Raw genomic sequence first — 16,774 nt, forward strand, 5'->3', positions numbered from 1 at the left:
TGGGCCTCCTTATCCCGAAGTTACGGAGGTAAATTGCCGAGTTCCTTCAACATAGTTCTCTCAAGCGCCTTGGTATACTCTACCAGTCCACCTGTGTCGGTTTGGGGTACGGTCTGATGTGGAGGCTATTTCCTGGAACTCCTTCGAGGCCCGACCAATCCAGTAAGGTCAGACAACATACGGAATTCGTCACCATCCACTGGCTGCAGAATATTTACTGCATTCCCATCGACTACGCCTTTCGGCCTCGCCTTAGGGACCGGCTAACCCTGCGAAGATTAACTTTACGCAGGAACCCTTGGACTTTCGGCGACACTGTCTTTCACAGTGTTTGTCGTGGGGATGTCCCGATCGCGTTCCATGATGTTGCGCGCCTTGTGGATCTGGCAGCGATGTTGGTACAGGCGAGCGATCGACGAAGCTCCTTCGGCAACTTCAACCGGACGACAGTCAGGATTTCGTCGAGGCCTTCGAGGATGCTGGCCGCTACGCCGGGCCATTGCTGGTCGAGTCGACGCGCGAGATTGCGGATCAATTTTTCAGCCTTGTCGGCCACCGCCCGGATCGGGGGTTTCGAAGTCGGCGGCCTCGCGGAGGTTCGTAGCGCTGTCGGCGGCGCGGCTGGCCGACTTCATGGCTGCCGATCTGTCCGCGCTCGACCTTCTGGTGGTCCAAATCGACGGGCTGCATCTCGGCGACGATCTCGTGCTGGTCGCCGCGATCGGGGTTGACGGCGAAGGCAACAAGCATCCGCTGGCGCTGGTGGAAGGGGCGACCGAGAATGCCGCAACGGTTCAGGCCCTGCTGGACAACCTGATCTCGCGCGGGCTCGACCCGACGGTGCCAAGACTGTTCATCGCCGACGGCGCGAAGGCGTTGTCGAAGGCGATCCGCCGCACCTTCGGTTCGGCCGCTGCGATCCAGCGTCATCGAGCTCCCAGGCCTGGCGCAGCACCCGACGGGTGGCCGCATGATGCTCTTTCGGCAGGCGGTTGCCCACCTTGAGCCGGTAGGCTCGGGGTGCTGATTCCACAAAGGAGAGCAACGCCATGACGAGAGATATCACACCGGCTGGTTCGCCAACCGGCGCGTCGACACATTGATCAGCATCAGGTTCATCGCCCAGCGACCGAGCCAGTCCTCCTGCGCCGCCGTTTCCCAGCTCGGGATCGTGACCTCGCGGCCGTCCACGCCCCGGACCCGCGGGCGCTCGACCTCGATCTTGCCGCCGTGGAAGCCGATCCGTCCCCGCGTTCGGCCCCAACGGGGCGCCCGCCGCGCCGCATCGCGACCGTGGCGCGGCCCGCAGGCCGCCGTGACATCCGCCTCCATCATCGTGCCGAGCGCCTCGATCCCCGCCGCAAGGCAGAACCGATCAAAGCTCGCCCGCACTTCTGCAAACGCTTCGTCCACAGCCCCAGTCGCCGCCACGAAGTGAATTCCGTCCTGGATCATGAGGCGATCCATGGCCGTGACCGCGTCCGCAGCGCGATAGCGGTCGTCATATTGCTTGATCAGGATCTTGTAGCGCTTGCCAGCGACCTCGAGGCCGCCGTCCTTGTTGACGTCTTCGGCAGCAAAATCAGTGGCAGCGAGCATACCTTCGGCAAACGCGGCGCCTGCACCGGAAAAGCTGGCATGCACGCCAATCGTGACACTGTCTTCGGCCCGGGCGGCGGAACAGACGACCGACGCGGCCAGCACGGCAACCAACTCAAAACGCTTCATTCCAATCTCTCCCCAGATGTTGCTCTTGTCTGCCTTGCTCGTTTCTTTTCAGGCTCGGCTTTTTGTTGTCAGGTGATGCTTGTCATTTGCGATGGCGGCTTGACGCCATCGTCCTCATTCGCGGGTCAAGGAACCCAGTTGGTCTCCTCCGGCTCATGCGTTCCGCGCGGAGCGAAGACGACCTTCTTTGGCGCTGCTCGGGTGCCGCGTCCCTGTAACAGACGCGAAACCGTCGCGAGATCGTTCACCTTATCGATCGTCTCGAGCCGCTCGAACAGCGGAGCGACGTCATCGCGCCGCAAGACGGCACCGGCCTGCTGATCGAACTGATCCCAGAGATCGGCTCCCGGTGGCGATTGGACCGCAAGAAGATCGAAAGCTTCCGCTCCCGGCAGACCGTCGCCAGCGGCGCGCTGGTCGCCTCCGATCATCTCGTGGCAGGACGCCTCGTCCATCGCTTCGGCCAGCAACGCGGCGAGCAATCCATTTCTCAGGCTTTGGCCGACCATGAGTGCTTCAGGTCCGCCCTGTCCGGCCGCGGAATTGCCGGCATTTGCCACCCCGGCCATGAGCAGCGCGGCTGCAATCTTCGGGCGGCTCAATTCGAGCAATCGGGCCGCGGCTGCGACGCTGCCCAGCAAGGCGGATCCGAGCTGGCCGGCTGACGGCGGTAGCGCGAGCGAACGCGAAATGTCAGCGCCTGAAATCACTGCGTCAATGAACTCTTGTCCGGTTTTCCCGCGCTCCTCGCAGAGCCCGAACAGGGAAACAACAAAGGCTCCGTTCGCAGCATCGGGTGATGCTTCGGATCCGGCTACGGCTGCCGTGGCGTTGATCAACGCGGCATCGACCGCGCTCGTGCGCCGTTCGGTACCGAACACAAGCGACGGGCCGCCGGGCATGGCAACACCGGGGGTCGCCAGCAATGCCGTCGTGATGGCGGCCGGCGCGCCGGACAGCGTCCGGCCAAACGCCGTGATGACTGCTGCCCGCGCTCGTCCCAGGGCCTTCGCATCTCGCGGCTGCGGATCGTAGGCACTGATCCGCTCCGCCAGGCTCGACATCGTGGCGCTGACGCTCATCGCGACGCCACCGCTTTGGCCGGCGCCACGCTCTGCTGGCTCGCAGCGTTTCGTCCGGCGATCCTGCCGAACGTCGCACCCGAGACGAGGCCGGTGCCCGCGGGATAGTTGTCGTAGAACAGGCCGCCGACCAGTTCGCCGCAGCAATACAATCCCTTGATCGGGCGCCAGTCGGTACCGATCACCTCGGCATTTTCGTTGATCTTCAGGCCGCCGAACGTGAAGGTGATTCCGCCGGTCGCGCTGTAGGCGTAATAAGGCGGCTTGTCGAGACGGAGCGCCCAGTTGGTCTTTTCGAGATCGAGGCCGTTGGTCGAGAGGCCGTCCTTTTTCGTGGGATCGAAGCCTTCGTCCGGCGCGCGAGCGTGATGGTTGTAGTGCTGGACGGTCTTGAGCGCCTGCACCTTGTCGTCGATATCGAGTTGCGCGATCAGATCTTCGAGCGAATTGGCCTTGATCGGATCGCTGGTCGAATAGCGCGGCTCGAGCAGGTGGATGACCTTGCTGTCGAACAGCTGATACGCCTTGGCACCCGGCTCGGCCAGGATCGCGCGACCGAATTTGGCGTAGGTGAAGAGCGCACCGTCTTCGCCCTCATCGACGAAGCGCTTGCCCTTGCGGTTGATCATCACTGAATAGACGTAGGACAGACGGTTGCTGCGGTCGGTCATCTCACGCGGCGCGAAATCGCCCCAGTCCGCGCTGATCGGGGTGGCGTGGCAGCCGCTCCATTGTCCCCACGGCATCGCGCCGATGGCGAGCGCCATCCGCAGCCCATCGCCCTGATTGTGAGGGGTGCCGCGAACCTTCGCGGCGCCGACCAGCGGGCCGATGTGCTGGGTGCGCATCTGGACATTGGCTTCAAAGCCGCCGCAGCCGAGGACGACGGCCTTTGCACCGAGCGATCGAACGCCCTCCTCGTCCTTGGTCTTGACGCCGACGACGCGGCCATTGTCGTCGACAAGCAGCTCCGAGACGGCATTGCCGTATCGCACCTCGATGCCCATGCGCTCGCAGGTCGAGAACCAGCTGCGCGAAAGGCCGACGCCCTCATGCGCCGCGCGCACCACGAGCCCGCGCGCCCAGACCATGACATTGTCTTTCTTGACGGCGGACAGGCTGATCGCCGGCTCCATCTTGATGGCTCCGGTGTCCTTCATCCAGCGAACGGTCGCCTGCGAGTTCGACACGAGAAGACGGGACAGGATCGGATCCGTGCGCCCGTTGGTGACGCGCATGAGGTCGCCGTGAAAGTCTTCCTGCGTGTAGGGCGAAATGCCGTCGTAGAAATTCTCGAATTCGTCCTCGATACCCGGCAGCAGGGCTCCGATCTCGCGCGGCTCGTCATAGGCAAAGCGCAGGACACCACCACTCCAGTGGGTGTTCCCGCCTCGCATTTCGCGGGGAGCCTTTTCGAGAACGACGACACGATCCGCGCCGTTTTCCTTCGCCGAGACCGCCGCAGCCAAAGCAGCGTTTCCAGCGCCAACGACGATCACATCGAACTCTTCGTGCATTTCCGTTCCTTCCCGCCTGGCCTGCGCTTTCTGCGCTTCTGTATTCTTGTGGATACCAATGTATACATCCGAATGCAAGATAATTCGGACGCAGCCGTTTTCAGGAGAAACCTCCATGAAAACAGTCAGATGCAGAAATTAGTGGGTTGGGGGCAGCAATCGGCGTCGCGCCGTGAGCTGCGGCTGAGGTGCAGCTCGCACGTCGACTTAGGCGCCGCCTTGCTCGTGGCGGGCCTCTAGTTCGCGCTCCTTCGCCAGGATGACCCGACGGGTCTCGAGCGCGCTCAGAACGTGCGCCCGCGCCAGGCGATCGGCCTTCTCGCCTTCTCTTTGCGAAATGGCTTGCACGATCGCCGCGTGCTCCGCCTGAGCGACAGCAAACCGGCCCTTCGCGGCCAATGTTGTAGGACCTAGAAGCGCGATCGCATCTTGCAGCGCTGACAGGCTCTTTTCGAGATAACGGTTGTGAGCGGCGACCTGAATCGCGTCATGCAGCTCCCTGTTGTGCCGATAGAGCTTAACCGGATCGCGATCGAGCTTTTCACCCTCGGCGACAAGCCGGGCCAGTGTGGCAAGATCTTTCGGACTTGCATGCTTTGCCGCCATCGCGGCCGCGGTGCCTTCGAGAGCCGCGCGCATCTCGTAGAGCTCGTCGACCGCATCCATGTCGAGAACCGAAACGACGAGCCCCGTTCGCGGCCGAAGGTCGAGCAGGCCCTCGAGCTCGAGCCGTGTCAAAGCCTGACGCGTCGGCGTTCGGCTGATGCCGAGGTGTTCCGCCAATTCGACTTCGCGCATGCGCCGGCCTGGAGCAAAGCGCCCTTCGACGATCTCACGCCGCAACGCCGCGTAAGCGTAATCGGCGGCAGATGCGAACTTCGTACGATCCGGCAACACTATCTCGTCGTTCATAAAGTCATCCCGATCTTATTCGGCAGGAGCCACCTCGTACGAGCGTGACGCGCCAAGCTGTCCATCATTGATCTGCGTCTGATCCTTCCGACCGCACGAAGCACGTAATCGACGCAAGATATTCGGCGTCGCGCCGCCTGTCTGGACCGAGGCCATTGCGTCCACCGATTAGAATAGGGTAGCAGGCCGCCCCAAGAATGTATACACTGGTATCCAACGTATACAACGGTATGCAATAGAGACGCGTAATGGCACAGAACAAGCTCAAAGCCACTTTCATGCGCGGCGGCACGTCGAAAGCGGTCGTGTTCAACAGACAAGACTTGCCGGAAGATCCCGCGCAATGGGATCCGATCTTCCTGTCCGTGATGGGCTCGCCCGATCCCAATGGCCGTCAACTGGATGGAATGGGTGGTGGCCTGTCATCTCTCTCGAAAGTCTGCGTCGTCGGCTCGCCTACGAGGCCGGACGCCGACATCGACTATACGTTCGCGCAGGTCTCGGTGAAGAGTGCCGAAGTCGACTACAGCGCAAATTGCGGCAACATGTCTTCCGCGATGGGACCGTTCGCGGTCAGCGAAGGGCTGGTGAAGGCGCCCGCCAACGGCGAGGCCGTCGTGCGCATCCACAATACCAATACCGGCAAGATCATCGTGTCTCGCTTCCCCATGAGCGATGGGGAGGTAGAAACCGAGGGCGACATGAGCATCGATGGCGTTGGCGGACAGGGCGCGCCCGTCCGGCTTGAATTCATCGATCCCGGCGGCACCAGAACCGGACGCGTGCTGCCGACGGGACGCGCCTGCGATCATTTCGATATCCCCGGCCTTGGCTCGGTTGAGGCGTCTCTCGTCGATGCCGCCAACCCTTGCGTCTTTATCGCGGCCGCCTCGGTCGGCAAGGACGGCAGCGAGACGCCCGAAGCGCTCGAGGGCGATCCAATTTTCCTCGCGCGGATGGAGGCGATTCGCTGCGCGGCCTCGGTGGCGATGGGCCTTGCGCCTGACGTTGCGGAAGCCGCCAAAATCCCGAGCGTTCCCAAGGTCGCGATGATCGTGCCGCCGCGTCAGATGACGACGCTGTCGGGTCGCCAGCTCGAGCCCTCGGAGATGTCGCTCGGCATCCGGATGATCTCGATCGGTCAGCCCCATCGCGCAGTCCCGATCACCGGCGCGACTTGCCTCGCCATCGCGGTGCGCATCGATGGCACGCTTGCGAACCGGATGGCACGCCCTGGCGATGGCCCGATCATCATCGCCCACCCCTCCGGCACGACCGTGGTCGATGCCGCCGTCGAACAATCCGATGATTCCGCCAAAGCGCGCGCCATTCATGGCGCGGTCTATCGCACAGCGCGGCAGCTGTTCGAGGGGAACGTCTTCTACCGTCCTGTCAAATCCACTGCGCAAGCACGGCGCAGCGCTTAAACGTCCCCGGAGCTATTCACGATGACTTATCTCGTTGCCGCCGACCTTCCCCGCGAATCCGCCGGCCGGCGCTTTCGCGCGCTGTTGAAGCGGCGCGGCATTTTGCAGTTGCCGGGCGCTCACAACGGCATGGCGGCGCTGCAAGCCAAAGCGGCCGGATTCGAAGCGCTATATCTGTCGGGCGCGGCGATGACCGCGTCGATGGGCCTCCCCGATCTCGGCATCATCACTGTGGATGAGGTCTCTTTCTTTGTTCGCCAAATCACCCGCGCGTCGGGACTTCCGCTGCTCGTCGACGCCGACACTGGCTATGGCGAGGCCTTGAACGTGATGCACGCGACCCGCGTGTTTGAAGATTCCGGCGCGGGCGCGCTTCACCTCGAGGACCAGATCCTGCCCAAGAAGTGCGGCCATCTCAACGACAAGAAGATTGCTGACGCGCATGACATGGCGGCAAAGGTCTCGGCCGCGGCGAAAGCGCGGCGCGATCTCGTGATCATTGCCAGGACTGACGCCGCCGCGAGCGAAGGCCTCGACGGCGCAGTCGCCCGCGCAAAGCTCTACATGGCCGCGGGTGCCGACGCGATCTTCCCGGAAGCTCTCAACACGGCCGAGATGTTCCGCGCTTTTGCCGAACGCATGCCGGGCGTCCCCCTACTCGCCAATATGACAGAGTTCGGCAAGACGCCGTTCTTCACGGCCTCAGAGTTCGAGGCGATGGGCTATTCGATGGTGATCTGGCCGGTCTCTTCCTTGCGAATGGCCAACAAAGCACAGGCCGAGCTTTACGCGGCGATTGCGCGTGACGGCGGCACGCACAAGGTCGTCGAGCGGATGCAGACGCGGGCGGAGCTCTACGAAACAATCGGCCTGCACGATTATGAAGCGTTGGATTCATCGATCGTTGAAACCATCGTTCCGGCTGGCATGCCGCAACGGTAAGTCAACGCTGCGACTTCGCTTTGGTCCGAAGCGCAACGGGCGTGTGCAATCGCAGAAAACCATAGTTTGGCCTGTAAAATGGTGGGATTGGTTGCGGAGGAGCCACTCGAACCCCCGACGTCATTTTTGTCCTCACGTCAAATAGCAGCGATATCGACGGTAAGTCGAAGAGAGATCTCGGCTCGTGACGAGCATCATTAGCCTTGCGTCGCCCGCACTTCCCCTAACCTAAAGGCCTGCATCACTCCAAAAAGGCGACCGCTCACGCTTGCCAACAGTAGATTTTTCTTGATCTCCCGGTGCACACATCGTGCACACGCCGTCTTCTAACCGTTTGAAAGATTTTAACTCTCGCTCCAATCCATCATGGGCCAGTTTGAGCGTGCTTGAGCCCACCAGCGGCAATTCGAGCAAGCTCCAAGAAACGACCGAGCGATCCTGCGCTCATAACGGTCTGGTTGCAGGTTCGAGTCCTGCCGGGCCCACCAATGAGATCAGGGGCTGGAGGCCCCTACCGCCGGAAGCCAAAGGGGCTTGCCGCAGTTATCGCCACAGGACGTGCTGTGTCTGCTCCAGCGACATGCCTGGACAAGCCTAGTTGGACGGTTCTTGCTTTTCGATCTCGCGGGCTCTCACGACGCTGAGCAACTCCATAACCATGGCCGTGGCGCGCCATTTCGAAATGCGCTATCGTCGCCTACTCGATAATCTTTATTGCACCTGATCTCGCCAAGTTCTTGTCGGGCAGTTGCTTCAGCCAACTGCGTTTGGGACCACCCAAGCAGCCCTCTCGGCGCTCTGATTTGCTCGACAGAAATCATCAAAAAACCGCTTGACACTTTTTGGATCATTACCGAGCCAAGTACTTCGCCCGTGGGATCCAGGGCGGGAACTGTGATATCCTCCGTCAAACGGTTCGATGAACCGGCGGGCTCTCAAATGGCACTTGCGGCTCGTGCTAAGCGTCCTCGTGTCCTGCGATTGCACACGGATCTGAAGATAGCGCTCCCGGGTCTCGAGGAGGACCAACGTCGTGAAGCGGGACTTCGACCTTATCGTCTATGGCGCGACGGGTTACACCGGCCGTCTCATCGCCGAATATCTGGCGACCTCCTATCGCGGCGACGATGCTCCGTCCTGCGCGATCGCGGGACGCTCGACCGACAAGCTCCAGAAGGTGCGTGCCGACATCGGCGCACCAGAGGATTTTCCTTTGATTAAGGCGGATGCCGCCGAGCCGGCCAGCCTGCGTTCGATGTGCGAGCGTGCCGCCGTGATCATCACGACGGTCGGACCTTACCAACTTCACGGTGCCGAGCTTGTGGCAGCCTGCGCGGCCACGGGCACGGCGTATGTCGATCTGTGTGGCGAACCGGCCTGGATGCGGCGCATGATCGACGCCTATCACGAAGAGGCGAAACGGACCGGCGCGCGCATTGTTTTCTCCTGCGGCTTCGATTCCATCCCGTTCGATCTCGGCGTACTCACGTTGCAGGAGAAGGCGCGCGAGAAATTCGGACGCCCGGCGCGGCGGGTCAAAGCCCGCCTGCGCAAGGTGAAAGGCGGCATGTCGGGCGGCACCGCGGCGAGCGCCCAGGCGACGTTGGCGGCCGCGGCGCGCGACCCGGCCCTGATCCGGCTGCTGACCGATCCCTTCGCGCTGACACCGGGGTTCGCCGGGCCGTCTCAGCCGTCGGGCCTTATCCCCGAATACGACCCGAGCATGAACGTGTGGCTCGTGCCGTTTCCCATGGCTCCGATCAACACCAAAAACGTACACCGCACGAATTTCCTGTTGGGTCATCCCTACGGCACGGACTTCGTTTACGACGAGATGATGGTCGCGCCCCGATTTGGGGAAATCGCAAGCGTGACGACGGAGACGTTCGCCACAATGGTTTCCTTGTTCCGGACCGGCGGTCTCAAACCCGGCGCCGGCCCTACTCGGGAAGAGCGCGAGAAGGGCTTCTACGACATTCTCTTCCTGGGCGAGCTGCCGGATGGCGGACGGGTCGAGGCGGTAGTCACGGGCGACCGCGATCCGGGCTACGGCTCGACCAGCAAGATGATCGCCGAAAGCGCTCTCTGCCTCGTGCGCGACGTGCAGGGCGAGGGCGGCACCTGGACGCCGGGCGCGCTGATGGGTCCGGCGTTGCGCAAGCGTCTGAAAGAGCGTGCCGGCCTCACCTTCAGCGCGCGTTGAGGTAACGCTCAGAACTGCAGCGGCGTGTTTGAGACATCCCCTCTGGTTCTGAGAATGTCCGATTATCGGGATAGCGACGAGCTCCATCGCAAGGTTGCACGATGAAGAAGGTAATCAACTCAGCACCGTCGCGTCGCCACTTTTTGCGGCTAACATCAATGGCTGCGGCATCCGCCCTGGCTCCAACGGTGTTGTGGGCCGAGCAGCGAGAAGCAGCGGATTCGGCCATATCCCAAGCCGTGCCCGCACGCATCGCCACGTTCGAGGAAGTATGGCGGACCGTGCGAGACCGGTTCTACGATCCGCACCTGCACGGGCTCGATTGGTCGGCGGTCCGGGTACGTTACTTGCCGGACGCCACGCGGGCGAGCTCCGAAGAGGCGCTGGCCGGCGTCATCAATAGCATGCTGTCTGAGCTGCATGCTTCGCACACCCGCTACTACACACCGTACGAACCAGAGTACTACCAGCTTTCCGATATCTTTGCTGGTGCGTTAAGGCGGCGCGGACTGGAACGCGTTTTTCCGAGTGGCCGTATCTTCTATCCCGGCATTGGCGTCCTCTCGCGTCTCGACATGCAGGGCCGCGGCCTGATCACCGGTGTCATAGAAGGCACGCCGGCCCAACAAGCCGGCCTGCTCGGCGGCGATGTGATCGTGTTCGCCGATGGTGCACCGTTTCAGCCGGTACACTCATTCCGAGGCAAGGTCGGCAAGGAAGTTGTGCTGGGGCTGCGTCGTGCCGGCGCGTTTATGCAACTATCGGTTACTCCGGTTGAAATTGAGCCCAACAAAATGTTCTTGGACGGCTTGAAGGCCAGTGCCCGTATAATACCGGCCAACGGTCGACGGATCGGCTACGTTCATGTCTGGTGCTACGCTGGCTCCGTGTATCAGCGGACGCTCGAGCAACTTCTATCGCACAGTCCGCTGAACGACGCCGACGCGCTGATCTGGGACCTGCGCGAGGGCTGGGGCGGCGCGATCCCCGAGTATCTTGATTTGTTCAACGCACGAGCGCCGACAATGCAGGTCACTGATCGCAATGGCGCCGGCGAGCTCAGGAACGTGAAGTGGCGCAAGCCTGTCGCCATGCTTATCAACGGTGGCACCCGCAGCGGCAAGGAGATCCTTGCATATGGCTTCAAGAAATATCGGCTTGGCGAGGTCATCGGTAGCCGGACCGAGGGAGCTGTCCTCGCTGCGACGGCATTTCTCATTGACGACGGCTTGCTGTTGCTCGCGGTCGGGGACGTGCAGGTCGACGGCGAGCGCCTGGAAGGCGTAGGCGTCGCACCCACGATCGAGGTCCAAGCTGACCCCGCCTCCATGGGTCCAGGTGATCCTCAACTCAATCGTGCAATCGCGGTCCTATCCATGGCCTGATCCTAGGGAAGCTGCCCTGCCAGCTCTGACCCTGATCCGCGAGGACCGGACGCCACAAGTGAAATGCTGCGCTTCTTGCTGGAGCATTCGCTCCCACGGCAGCCCGGCTCACATGAGTGACTATCGAAGGGCGGAGGAGATTGCGAAGACTTTGCGCGCATTCCGCTATCACTCTCTCGACCCGAGGGCTAACGCATCGCGAAAAGCTCCTGATGGAAACGCCCTTTGACGGGGAAGTCGTGCGCGGCGAAGTCTCGTTTCAGCGCTTCACCGAAGCCCGTCGGGCCACAAAACCAGAAACTCGCCTCGCGCCATTGCGGCACGGCCTGGCGAATGCGTTCACCGGTCAGCCGTCCGTGGCGGGCATCGATCAGGACATGCAGACGGACATCGGCAGATTTGGCGTCGGCTGCCAGTTTGCGGAAGGCTTCCTCATCGACGTCAGCGGTGGTGTGAAAGAGATCGACCGTCTGCGCCTCCGGCCAGTCGGGTGCGTCTTTCTGGATGGCCATATGTTTCATACGCGCGACAAACGGCGTGATGCCGATGCCACCTCCGATCCAGATCTGGTGCGGGCAGTCATCATCGAAGGTGAAGCAGCCATAGGGCCCTTCCACCTTCACCTCCTGCCCGATGCGGAGCTTCTCGCGCAAGCGGCTGGTGTGGTCGCCAAGTTCCTTGGTGATGAAGGTAATCCCGGGGTTCTCGGCGTGCCAGCCGGAGGCGATGGTGTAAGGATGCGCGCCCTCCGAGGTGTCAGACATGGCGAAGGCGAACTGGCCCGGCTTGTGGCCCGGCCATCCGTGCGGCACGTCGATCTCGGTCTCGAGAGCTCTGACGCCGGGGTAATATTGCAGCGAGGTGATCCTGCCCTTGACCTGCCGCCCGGCGCCCACCCGGCGCAAAAGAACCAGAACGGCCGCCCATGTGGCGCAGGCAAGCAGCACCGCTATCACCCAACCGAGCGGCGACGTCCAGTAGCTGAACCTGATCAGAACGACGGCGTGGAAGACCAGGACCAGATAGGCAAGGGCGAGAAGCCGATGTGTCTTGTAGAAGAGCCGGTAGGGAAAATATTGGATGAGCGCCAGCGCGATCAGCATCACCGCGGCATAGAACGCCCACTCGCCCAGGCTTTCTGCCGATCCACGCAGATCCGAAAAAATCGCCGCGATGGGATTCTCGATGGGAGGCCCTGCCCCGCGCGCCGGCCGCTCCAGCAGGCCCCAGCCGACCGCCCATTTCGGTCCCTGGGCCCAGAGCCAATGGACGATGGCAACAACAAGGGCTGCGATGCCCAACCATTTGTGCAGGCGATACATCTTGTCGAGGCCGCCCAGCCACGACTCCGGCCAGCGCGGCCGGAGCGCCAGGATCATCGCAATGCTCATGCATCCGATTGCAAGAATGCCGCTCAACTGCACCATCGCTCCGCGACGAGCAAAGAACGTGGCTGACTGAAATACTGAAGGTTCCGCAATGACCCACAGCACGGCCAAGATTGCGAGGATTGCCCAAAATGCGCGTTTGAGGTTCTGCATGCTCCGTCGGTGCTCACCTGCATCGGCTCGAATAGCCTCGTGATCCGGCATCTGGCCGACGAAGACTCGAGGCAGTCAGTTACGGAGTTCGGTTACTGTCCGCCCTGCCGCGCGCGTCCAAATATTGCTCGGCGTGGGGTCCCAACGCCGATCGGCACGATAAGTCCTTGATGCACATGACATTGGAGGGGTCATGTTCGGCGCCGGTTCACATTCGATTTTGGCCTTCTGGTCGAACAGCACGTCCAGGGTAGCGAGAAAATGCTGGAACCGACCACCATTGCGGTCAGCGCGAACAACGAGAGCTTCTGGATGGATGTCGTCTCCGTCATGTGAAGACCTCGAGCCGCAAGGAATGCGTAAACATCCTGGCCGGTCGCTTCGCCCGCAGCCAACCCTGCGCCTCGGGAGAGGTTCGGAATATTGGGTGATTACCTAGTCGCGGGTCAGGATTCCCCTCGCTGGAAAACCGCCCTTCAAGCGACGGAATTCTGTAGGCCGCCTGCCTTCATCCCTTCTGACCAAACCAGGTCACGTACAAGGTCGGCAGGAAGACCAGCGTCAGAACGGTCGCGATCAGGAGCCCGCCCATGATCGCGACGGCCATCGGCCCCCAAAACACCGTCGGCGCGATCGGGATCATCCCGAGGACGGTTGATATTGCGGTCAGCATGATCGGCCGAAACCGGGAGCTGCTGGCGTCTACCGCGGCCTCCCTGGGCGTCTTGCCCAGCGTGCGTTCGGCATCGATCTGACCAATCAGAATGAGTCCGTCGCGCAGACTTGCTGCTTGCGGGAGCAGCCCAATCACGCTTTCCGGCAACTTGTCACCGGCGATGGCGGCCTGGACGGTCAGGGTCGGAACGCGGTCGCGCCTCCCAATGCGACCATTGCTGCGATGCGAATTAACTCGCTTTTGAGGTGGCTGCGGCGCATATTTGCGCTATCACCGTTCCGCATCCTGGCATTTGCCGGTGACTGAGAGTGTTGCGCTCCCGCCTAAGCGTAGGGAGGCAGCATGGCCCAACCTGAACGCCCCTCGCCTGCCATTCCACCGATCCCGTTCCCGCGCCCCGTCTGTCCAAGGTGCAAGGCTTCGATGATGCTCGTTAGCATCGAGGCACAGCACCCAGGCGTGGACTTGCACAGGTATCAGTGCGCTGTCTGCAACCACATGCTTACGACCCTTGCCGCCAATGAAGATCCTTTGAATTCGAAGGCCCTTGGCCGCTGGCTTCAGGGCGATTTGCACCCGCCGAAGTAAGGAACGCCGTGAGTGGTCCGGCGCCCTCGCCTCGATCTAGGAAAGCGCGTTAGTTGGTAGCGTCGAGATGTGAGATGCCATGAGCAAAGCCCGCGCGATCCGATATCGCAGACTAGCGCTCGCCTCTAGCGACAAGGCCAACGCGGACCTGCTTCTGAGGCTTGCGGACGAATGCGATCGGGGGACTCTCTGCACCGCTGAGTGGCGATCAGCCCGACCATATCGTAAGAATGAGCAGCCACCATCGGCGGGAGACGGCAAGTTACGGTTTGCGAGGGACCCGTCAAATGACGAACGTTGAAATGCTCCCGGCGGGACATGGAAACTGGTAGTCAGAAGCTGAGAAGAATCACCGATTTTCCGAATAGAAGACTGAATGGGTACGCGCTGAACTACGCTTCAAGAGCGGCACCTATGCCCGGCCCCTGAAGGACAGATCCGCCTGACTTTCAATCGCGAAACAGAAAAAGACCCGCCTCCGAGTCAATGGGAAGAACGGTAGGTCCAAGTATCCATGCCCAACGTACTTAGAAAATTCGTCCGAAGGCGGGGCACGAAGGCTTAAGTATCTGCACTTCCAAAATATCGGATGACAGTCCGTAAGCCCGCCATCCGACGAGTAAACCTAGCATGGCGCTGGGGGTCCCCGTTGACGTAGGTCAAAGGCGGTAGCTCCCCCTCGGGCATCCTTATCGCATGGACCTACGGCTTATCCGGAAGCACGCCGGGGCGAAGCGCCATATAGCGCAGAGCGAACGGAACATTGTGCGCCAAGTCGAGATCATCGATGAACTGGAACGCGCTCGCAGCTCGACCGCATAGCGACCCTGACACGGACCTACAACATCAATCGAAGGACCGGCCCATGGCGACCCCTTTGCGTTTATCCGGACGGCCATCGGCCTCGCCGACGAGATCGCTGTCCGATGATCAACACACCGAGCGCGATGATCCCCGCGGCGTCAACTACGAGTGCATAGGTCTCATATCGCAATAGCCGTTCCTCTGCATGGCCAAGCGTCCGCAGCCTAATCGAGTCTCGATTTCCGCTCAGTTCGCTTTGCGACACTGGCGGCGCTTTGCCTTGCCGGCAGCCTTCGGGCGGACCGTTTTGCAGTCCAGGACCGCGGGTGCGCGCCGTCTCTGCATTGGCGCGCGTCTGGTGACAGGAACCTTTGGGGACCGCGGGCAGTTGATCAGCAGTCCCCGACAAGCGGAGTTTTTCCCATGCGCGAGAAGCGCAGGCTGGCAGCGCCAGCAGCACCTGCCCGCACCACCAAGGCATCGATTGAACCTCTGAGGACCGGTTATGCCTTAATCGTTGACGGTCATGTCAAGGCGACCTTCGCGGCGAAATCCAGCGCCCTGGAAGCTGGCACACAGCTGAAGAACCGATCCCCTCGGCTTCAGGTCAAGATCTACGACGCCGAAACCAAGCTCAGCGAGGTTGTTGAGATCACCCGCGCTTGACGCGCCGGTCGGCGGCCCGTTTGGAGTTGGCACCATGAGCGCCTCGAGCACGGGCGACAAACGAGCCATGAACGTCCTGCGCGAATTGCACGAGGCCGAGAAAGCGTTAGTCGGCAAGGCCGCCGTCTTGACCGACGGCAAGGCTGGCACAATCGATGGCGTCTTCCTCGATGATGAACATGGGCTCCGCATCTCGATCGCGGGGCATGAGGGTCGATGGCCGATCTCGACGGTGAAGCAAATCGAGAGCTGATCGCCCAGCCGGCCAGCGCTCGGCGCCGGTCGGTCGCCTTCTGCGCGGCCATGCCGCAGTGCTTGTCGAGATCGACGGTGTGGTCAGTCATTAGGAACACTCGCATCCATGCGTTGGGCATCCGCTAACGAAGGATCCGAACGACAGACTTCCGTTGAGCCGCGCACGCCTTCGCCAGCTCGGTGATCATGGTGGCAACGCGGCGCAAAGCTGCGAAGGACAGGCCCGCGATATTCTCCTCGTCGGTGACGACCTCATAGGCGCCTACGGCAAAAGCCGTTCGCTGCCGCGGATACGGTATGGATGCCTGAACGTCACGGTTTCTCGTCACGAGCGGATGGTCATGCACGCCTGTCTTTTCGCACGCGCGGCCGCAACCGACGCCAACTCTGACGACCATGCGCTTGGCCCGGCAATAGCCAGCACTATCCTCACCGTGCTGGCTCGTGGCGATGCCTCAGCGCGCCCCTCGTAAACGAGGCGCTTCAACGCTCGCTATTGGCGCGTGATGCAGGCGTAGGCTTGCTGCTATCACCGTACCACGGCATCGACCGGTGACTGAGGGACACGTGCGCTCCCGCCAAAAGCTTCGCAGGCGCGTTCGATGTCGCGTTTTCGCATTTCGGAACGGATCGTGCCTCCAGTGATCGTTGCGCTGCTTATTCTGCTTCTCGTGTGCGGAGCCGCCATGCTCAATGACTAGAGCTACACGCGTGCCATATCTGGTCAGCGGGACAAACGAATACGGCAGCTCCAGTCTCGAACGAAGCGCTGCGGCGGTCGCCCTGCGCCTTGCGCGAAAACCGCAGCGCGAAGGCTACATGGACGCGCGCGACCGCCCCCCGCGCGGACGCGTGCCGCAATCGGACGAACTCAAGGCACCAAAGGAGAGTGACATGGCGAAGGGTCAGCAACGCAGCAATCGCGAAGCGAAGAAGCCGAAGAAGGAAAAAGCCACGGTGATCGCCGCAGCCCCGAGCCGCAAGGAAGCGGCCTGGCAGCCGGATTTCGGACCGGCGAAGAAGAAGTAGCGAGGAGCCGACGCCGAAC

11 protein-coding genes, 1 rRNA gene and 6 pseudogenes are annotated in these 16,774 nt (G+C 61.9%); 8 read left to right on the forward strand and 10 right to left on the reverse strand.

What is annotated here, in order from left to right:
* A 23S ribosomal RNA gene (locus tag K289_RS48515) occupies positions 1 to 338 on the reverse strand; the annotation flags it as partial.
* Between the two features lie 53 nt (positions 339 to 391).
* Positions 392 to 553: pseudogene (locus K289_RS50260) on the reverse strand (IS256 family transposase); the annotation flags it as partial.
* 2 nt (positions 554 to 555) lie between these two features.
* Between K289_RS50260 and K289_RS44040 the strand changes: the two are divergent.
* Positions 556 to 927 (forward strand): annotated as a pseudogene (locus tag K289_RS44040) (transposase); the annotation flags it as partial.
* 150 nt (positions 928 to 1,077) lie between these two features.
* On the opposite strand, the pseudogene K289_RS53030 reads toward K289_RS44040, so the two are convergent.
* The 5 genes and pseudogenes from K289_RS53030 to K289_RS53035 all read right to left on the reverse strand — a co-directional run.
* Positions 1,078 to 1,728: pseudogene (locus tag K289_RS53030) on the reverse strand (ABC transporter substrate-binding protein); the annotation flags it as partial.
* Positions 1,729 to 1,853: 125 nt separating this feature from the next.
* Positions 1,854 to 2,810: an MmgE/PrpD family protein gene (locus K289_RS0107705; RefSeq protein ID WP_027550966.1), complete on the reverse strand. Its 957-nt coding sequence runs from the start codon at positions 2,808 to 2,810 to the stop codon at positions 1,854 to 1,856.
* Entirely contained in the window at positions 2,807 to 4,327 is a 1,521-nt protein-coding gene (gene tcuA, locus K289_RS0107710; protein ID WP_027550967.1) for an FAD-dependent tricarballylate dehydrogenase TcuA, read from the reverse strand. The genes K289_RS0107705 and tcuA overlap by 4 nt, the downstream gene beginning before the upstream one ends.
* Before the next feature lie 207 nt (positions 4,328 to 4,534).
* Entirely contained in the window at positions 4,535 to 4,993 is a 459-nt protein-coding gene (locus tag K289_RS44045) for a GntR family transcriptional regulator (RefSeq protein ID WP_245283861.1), read from the reverse strand.
* 24 nt (positions 4,994 to 5,017) lie between these two features.
* Positions 5,018 to 5,239, reverse strand: a pseudogene (locus tag K289_RS53035) (GntR family transcriptional regulator); the annotation flags it as partial.
* Between the two features lie 248 nt (positions 5,240 to 5,487).
* On the opposite strand from K289_RS53035, the gene K289_RS0107720 reads away from it, so the two are divergent.
* The 4 genes from K289_RS0107720 (at position 5,488) to K289_RS44050 (ending at position 11,196) form a co-directional block, all read left to right on the forward strand.
* Entirely contained in the window at positions 5,488 to 6,666 is a 1,179-nt protein-coding gene (locus K289_RS0107720; RefSeq protein ID WP_027550968.1) for a 2-methylaconitate cis-trans isomerase PrpF family protein, read from the forward strand.
* Positions 6,667 to 6,687: 21 nt separating this feature from the next.
* Positions 6,688 to 7,608: a methylisocitrate lyase gene (gene prpB, locus K289_RS0107725; RefSeq protein WP_027550969.1), complete on the forward strand. Its 921-nt coding sequence runs from the start codon at positions 6,688 to 6,690 to the stop codon at positions 7,606 to 7,608.
* Between the two features lie 1,033 nt (positions 7,609 to 8,641).
* Positions 8,642 to 9,811 (forward strand): trans-acting enoyl reductase family protein, encoded by a 1,170-nt coding sequence (locus K289_RS0107730; protein ID WP_027550970.1) that lies wholly within the window; start codon positions 8,642 to 8,644, stop codon positions 9,809 to 9,811.
* Between the two features lie 101 nt (positions 9,812 to 9,912).
* Complete coding sequence (locus K289_RS44050) at positions 9,913 to 11,196, forward strand: S41 family peptidase (RefSeq protein WP_084788570.1); 1,284 nt, start codon at positions 9,913 to 9,915, stop codon at positions 11,194 to 11,196.
* A 188-nt stretch (positions 11,197 to 11,384) separates the two neighbouring features.
* Here the strand turns inward: K289_RS44050 and K289_RS0107740 are convergent, their stop codons facing one another.
* A complete protein-coding gene (locus K289_RS0107740; RefSeq protein WP_027550971.1) occupies positions 11,385 to 12,737 on the reverse strand; it encodes a ferric reductase-like transmembrane domain-containing protein in 1,353 nt (450 codons plus the stop codon).
* Between the two features lie 508 nt (positions 12,738 to 13,245).
* Positions 13,246 to 13,620: pseudogene (locus K289_RS0107745) on the reverse strand (efflux RND transporter permease subunit); the annotation flags it as partial.
* A gap of 1,608 nt (positions 13,621 to 15,228) precedes the next feature.
* Between K289_RS0107745 and K289_RS0107760 the strand changes: the two are divergent.
* Together K289_RS0107760 and K289_RS0107765 are read left to right on the forward strand one after the other, a co-directional pair.
* Complete coding sequence (locus K289_RS0107760) at positions 15,229 to 15,471, forward strand: hypothetical protein (RefSeq protein WP_051310520.1); 243 nt, start codon at positions 15,229 to 15,231, stop codon at positions 15,469 to 15,471.
* Positions 15,472 to 15,538: 67 nt separating this feature from the next.
* Positions 15,539 to 15,724 (forward strand): PRC-barrel domain containing protein, encoded by a 186-nt coding sequence (locus K289_RS0107765; protein ID WP_156917856.1) that lies wholly within the window; start codon positions 15,539 to 15,541, stop codon positions 15,722 to 15,724.
* 83 nt (positions 15,725 to 15,807) lie between these two features.
* On the opposite strand, the pseudogene K289_RS52200 reads toward K289_RS0107765, so the two are convergent.
* Positions 15,808 to 16,042 (reverse strand): annotated as a pseudogene (locus K289_RS52200) (hypothetical protein).
* Positions 16,043 to 16,419: 377 nt separating this feature from the next.
* Here K289_RS52200 and K289_RS44060 point away from each other — a divergent pair.
* Positions 16,420 to 16,755 (forward strand): hypothetical protein, encoded by a 336-nt coding sequence (locus tag K289_RS44060; RefSeq protein ID WP_156917858.1) that lies wholly within the window; start codon positions 16,420 to 16,422, stop codon positions 16,753 to 16,755.
* Positions 16,756 to 16,774 lie beyond the last annotated feature (19 nt).

This window comes from Bradyrhizobium sp. Cp5.3 (assembly GCF_000426265.1).
In the GTDB taxonomy this organism is placed as follows: Bacteria; Pseudomonadota; Alphaproteobacteria; order Rhizobiales; family Xanthobacteraceae; genus Bradyrhizobium; species Bradyrhizobium neotropicale.

What these genes read in the sequence shown, in the direction of transcription:
- K289_RS0107705 (WP_027550966.1), bottom strand. Translation starts at nt 2,810, where the DNA reads ATGAGCGTCAGCGCCACGATGTCGAGCCTGGCGGAGCGGATCAGTGCC.
- tcuA (WP_027550967.1), bottom strand. Translation starts at nt 4,327, where the DNA reads ATGCACGAAGAGTTCGATGTGATCGTCGTTGGCGCTGGAAACGCTGCT.
- K289_RS44045 (WP_245283861.1), bottom strand. Translation starts at nt 4,993, where the DNA reads ATGGATGCGGTCGACGAGCTCTACGAGATGCGCGCGGCTCTCGAAGGC.
- K289_RS0107720 (WP_027550968.1), top strand. Translation starts at nt 5,488, where the DNA reads ATGGCACAGAACAAGCTCAAAGCCACTTTCATGCGCGGCGGCACGTCG.
- prpB (WP_027550969.1), top strand. Translation starts at nt 6,688, where the DNA reads ATGACTTATCTCGTTGCCGCCGACCTTCCCCGCGAATCCGCCGGCCGG.
- K289_RS44050 (WP_084788570.1), top strand. Translation starts at nt 9,913, where the DNA reads ATGAAGAAGGTAATCAACTCAGCACCGTCGCGTCGCCACTTTTTGCGG.
- K289_RS0107740 (WP_027550971.1), bottom strand. Translation starts at nt 12,737, where the DNA reads ATGCAGAACCTCAAACGCGCATTTTGGGCAATCCTCGCAATCTTGGCC.
- K289_RS0107760 (WP_051310520.1), top strand. Translation starts at nt 15,229, where the DNA reads ATGCGCGAGAAGCGCAGGCTGGCAGCGCCAGCAGCACCTGCCCGCACC.
- K289_RS0107765 (WP_156917856.1), top strand. Translation starts at nt 15,539, where the DNA reads ATGAACGTCCTGCGCGAATTGCACGAGGCCGAGAAAGCGTTAGTCGGC.
- K289_RS44060 (WP_156917858.1), top strand. Translation starts at nt 16,420, where the DNA reads ATGACTAGAGCTACACGCGTGCCATATCTGGTCAGCGGGACAAACGAA.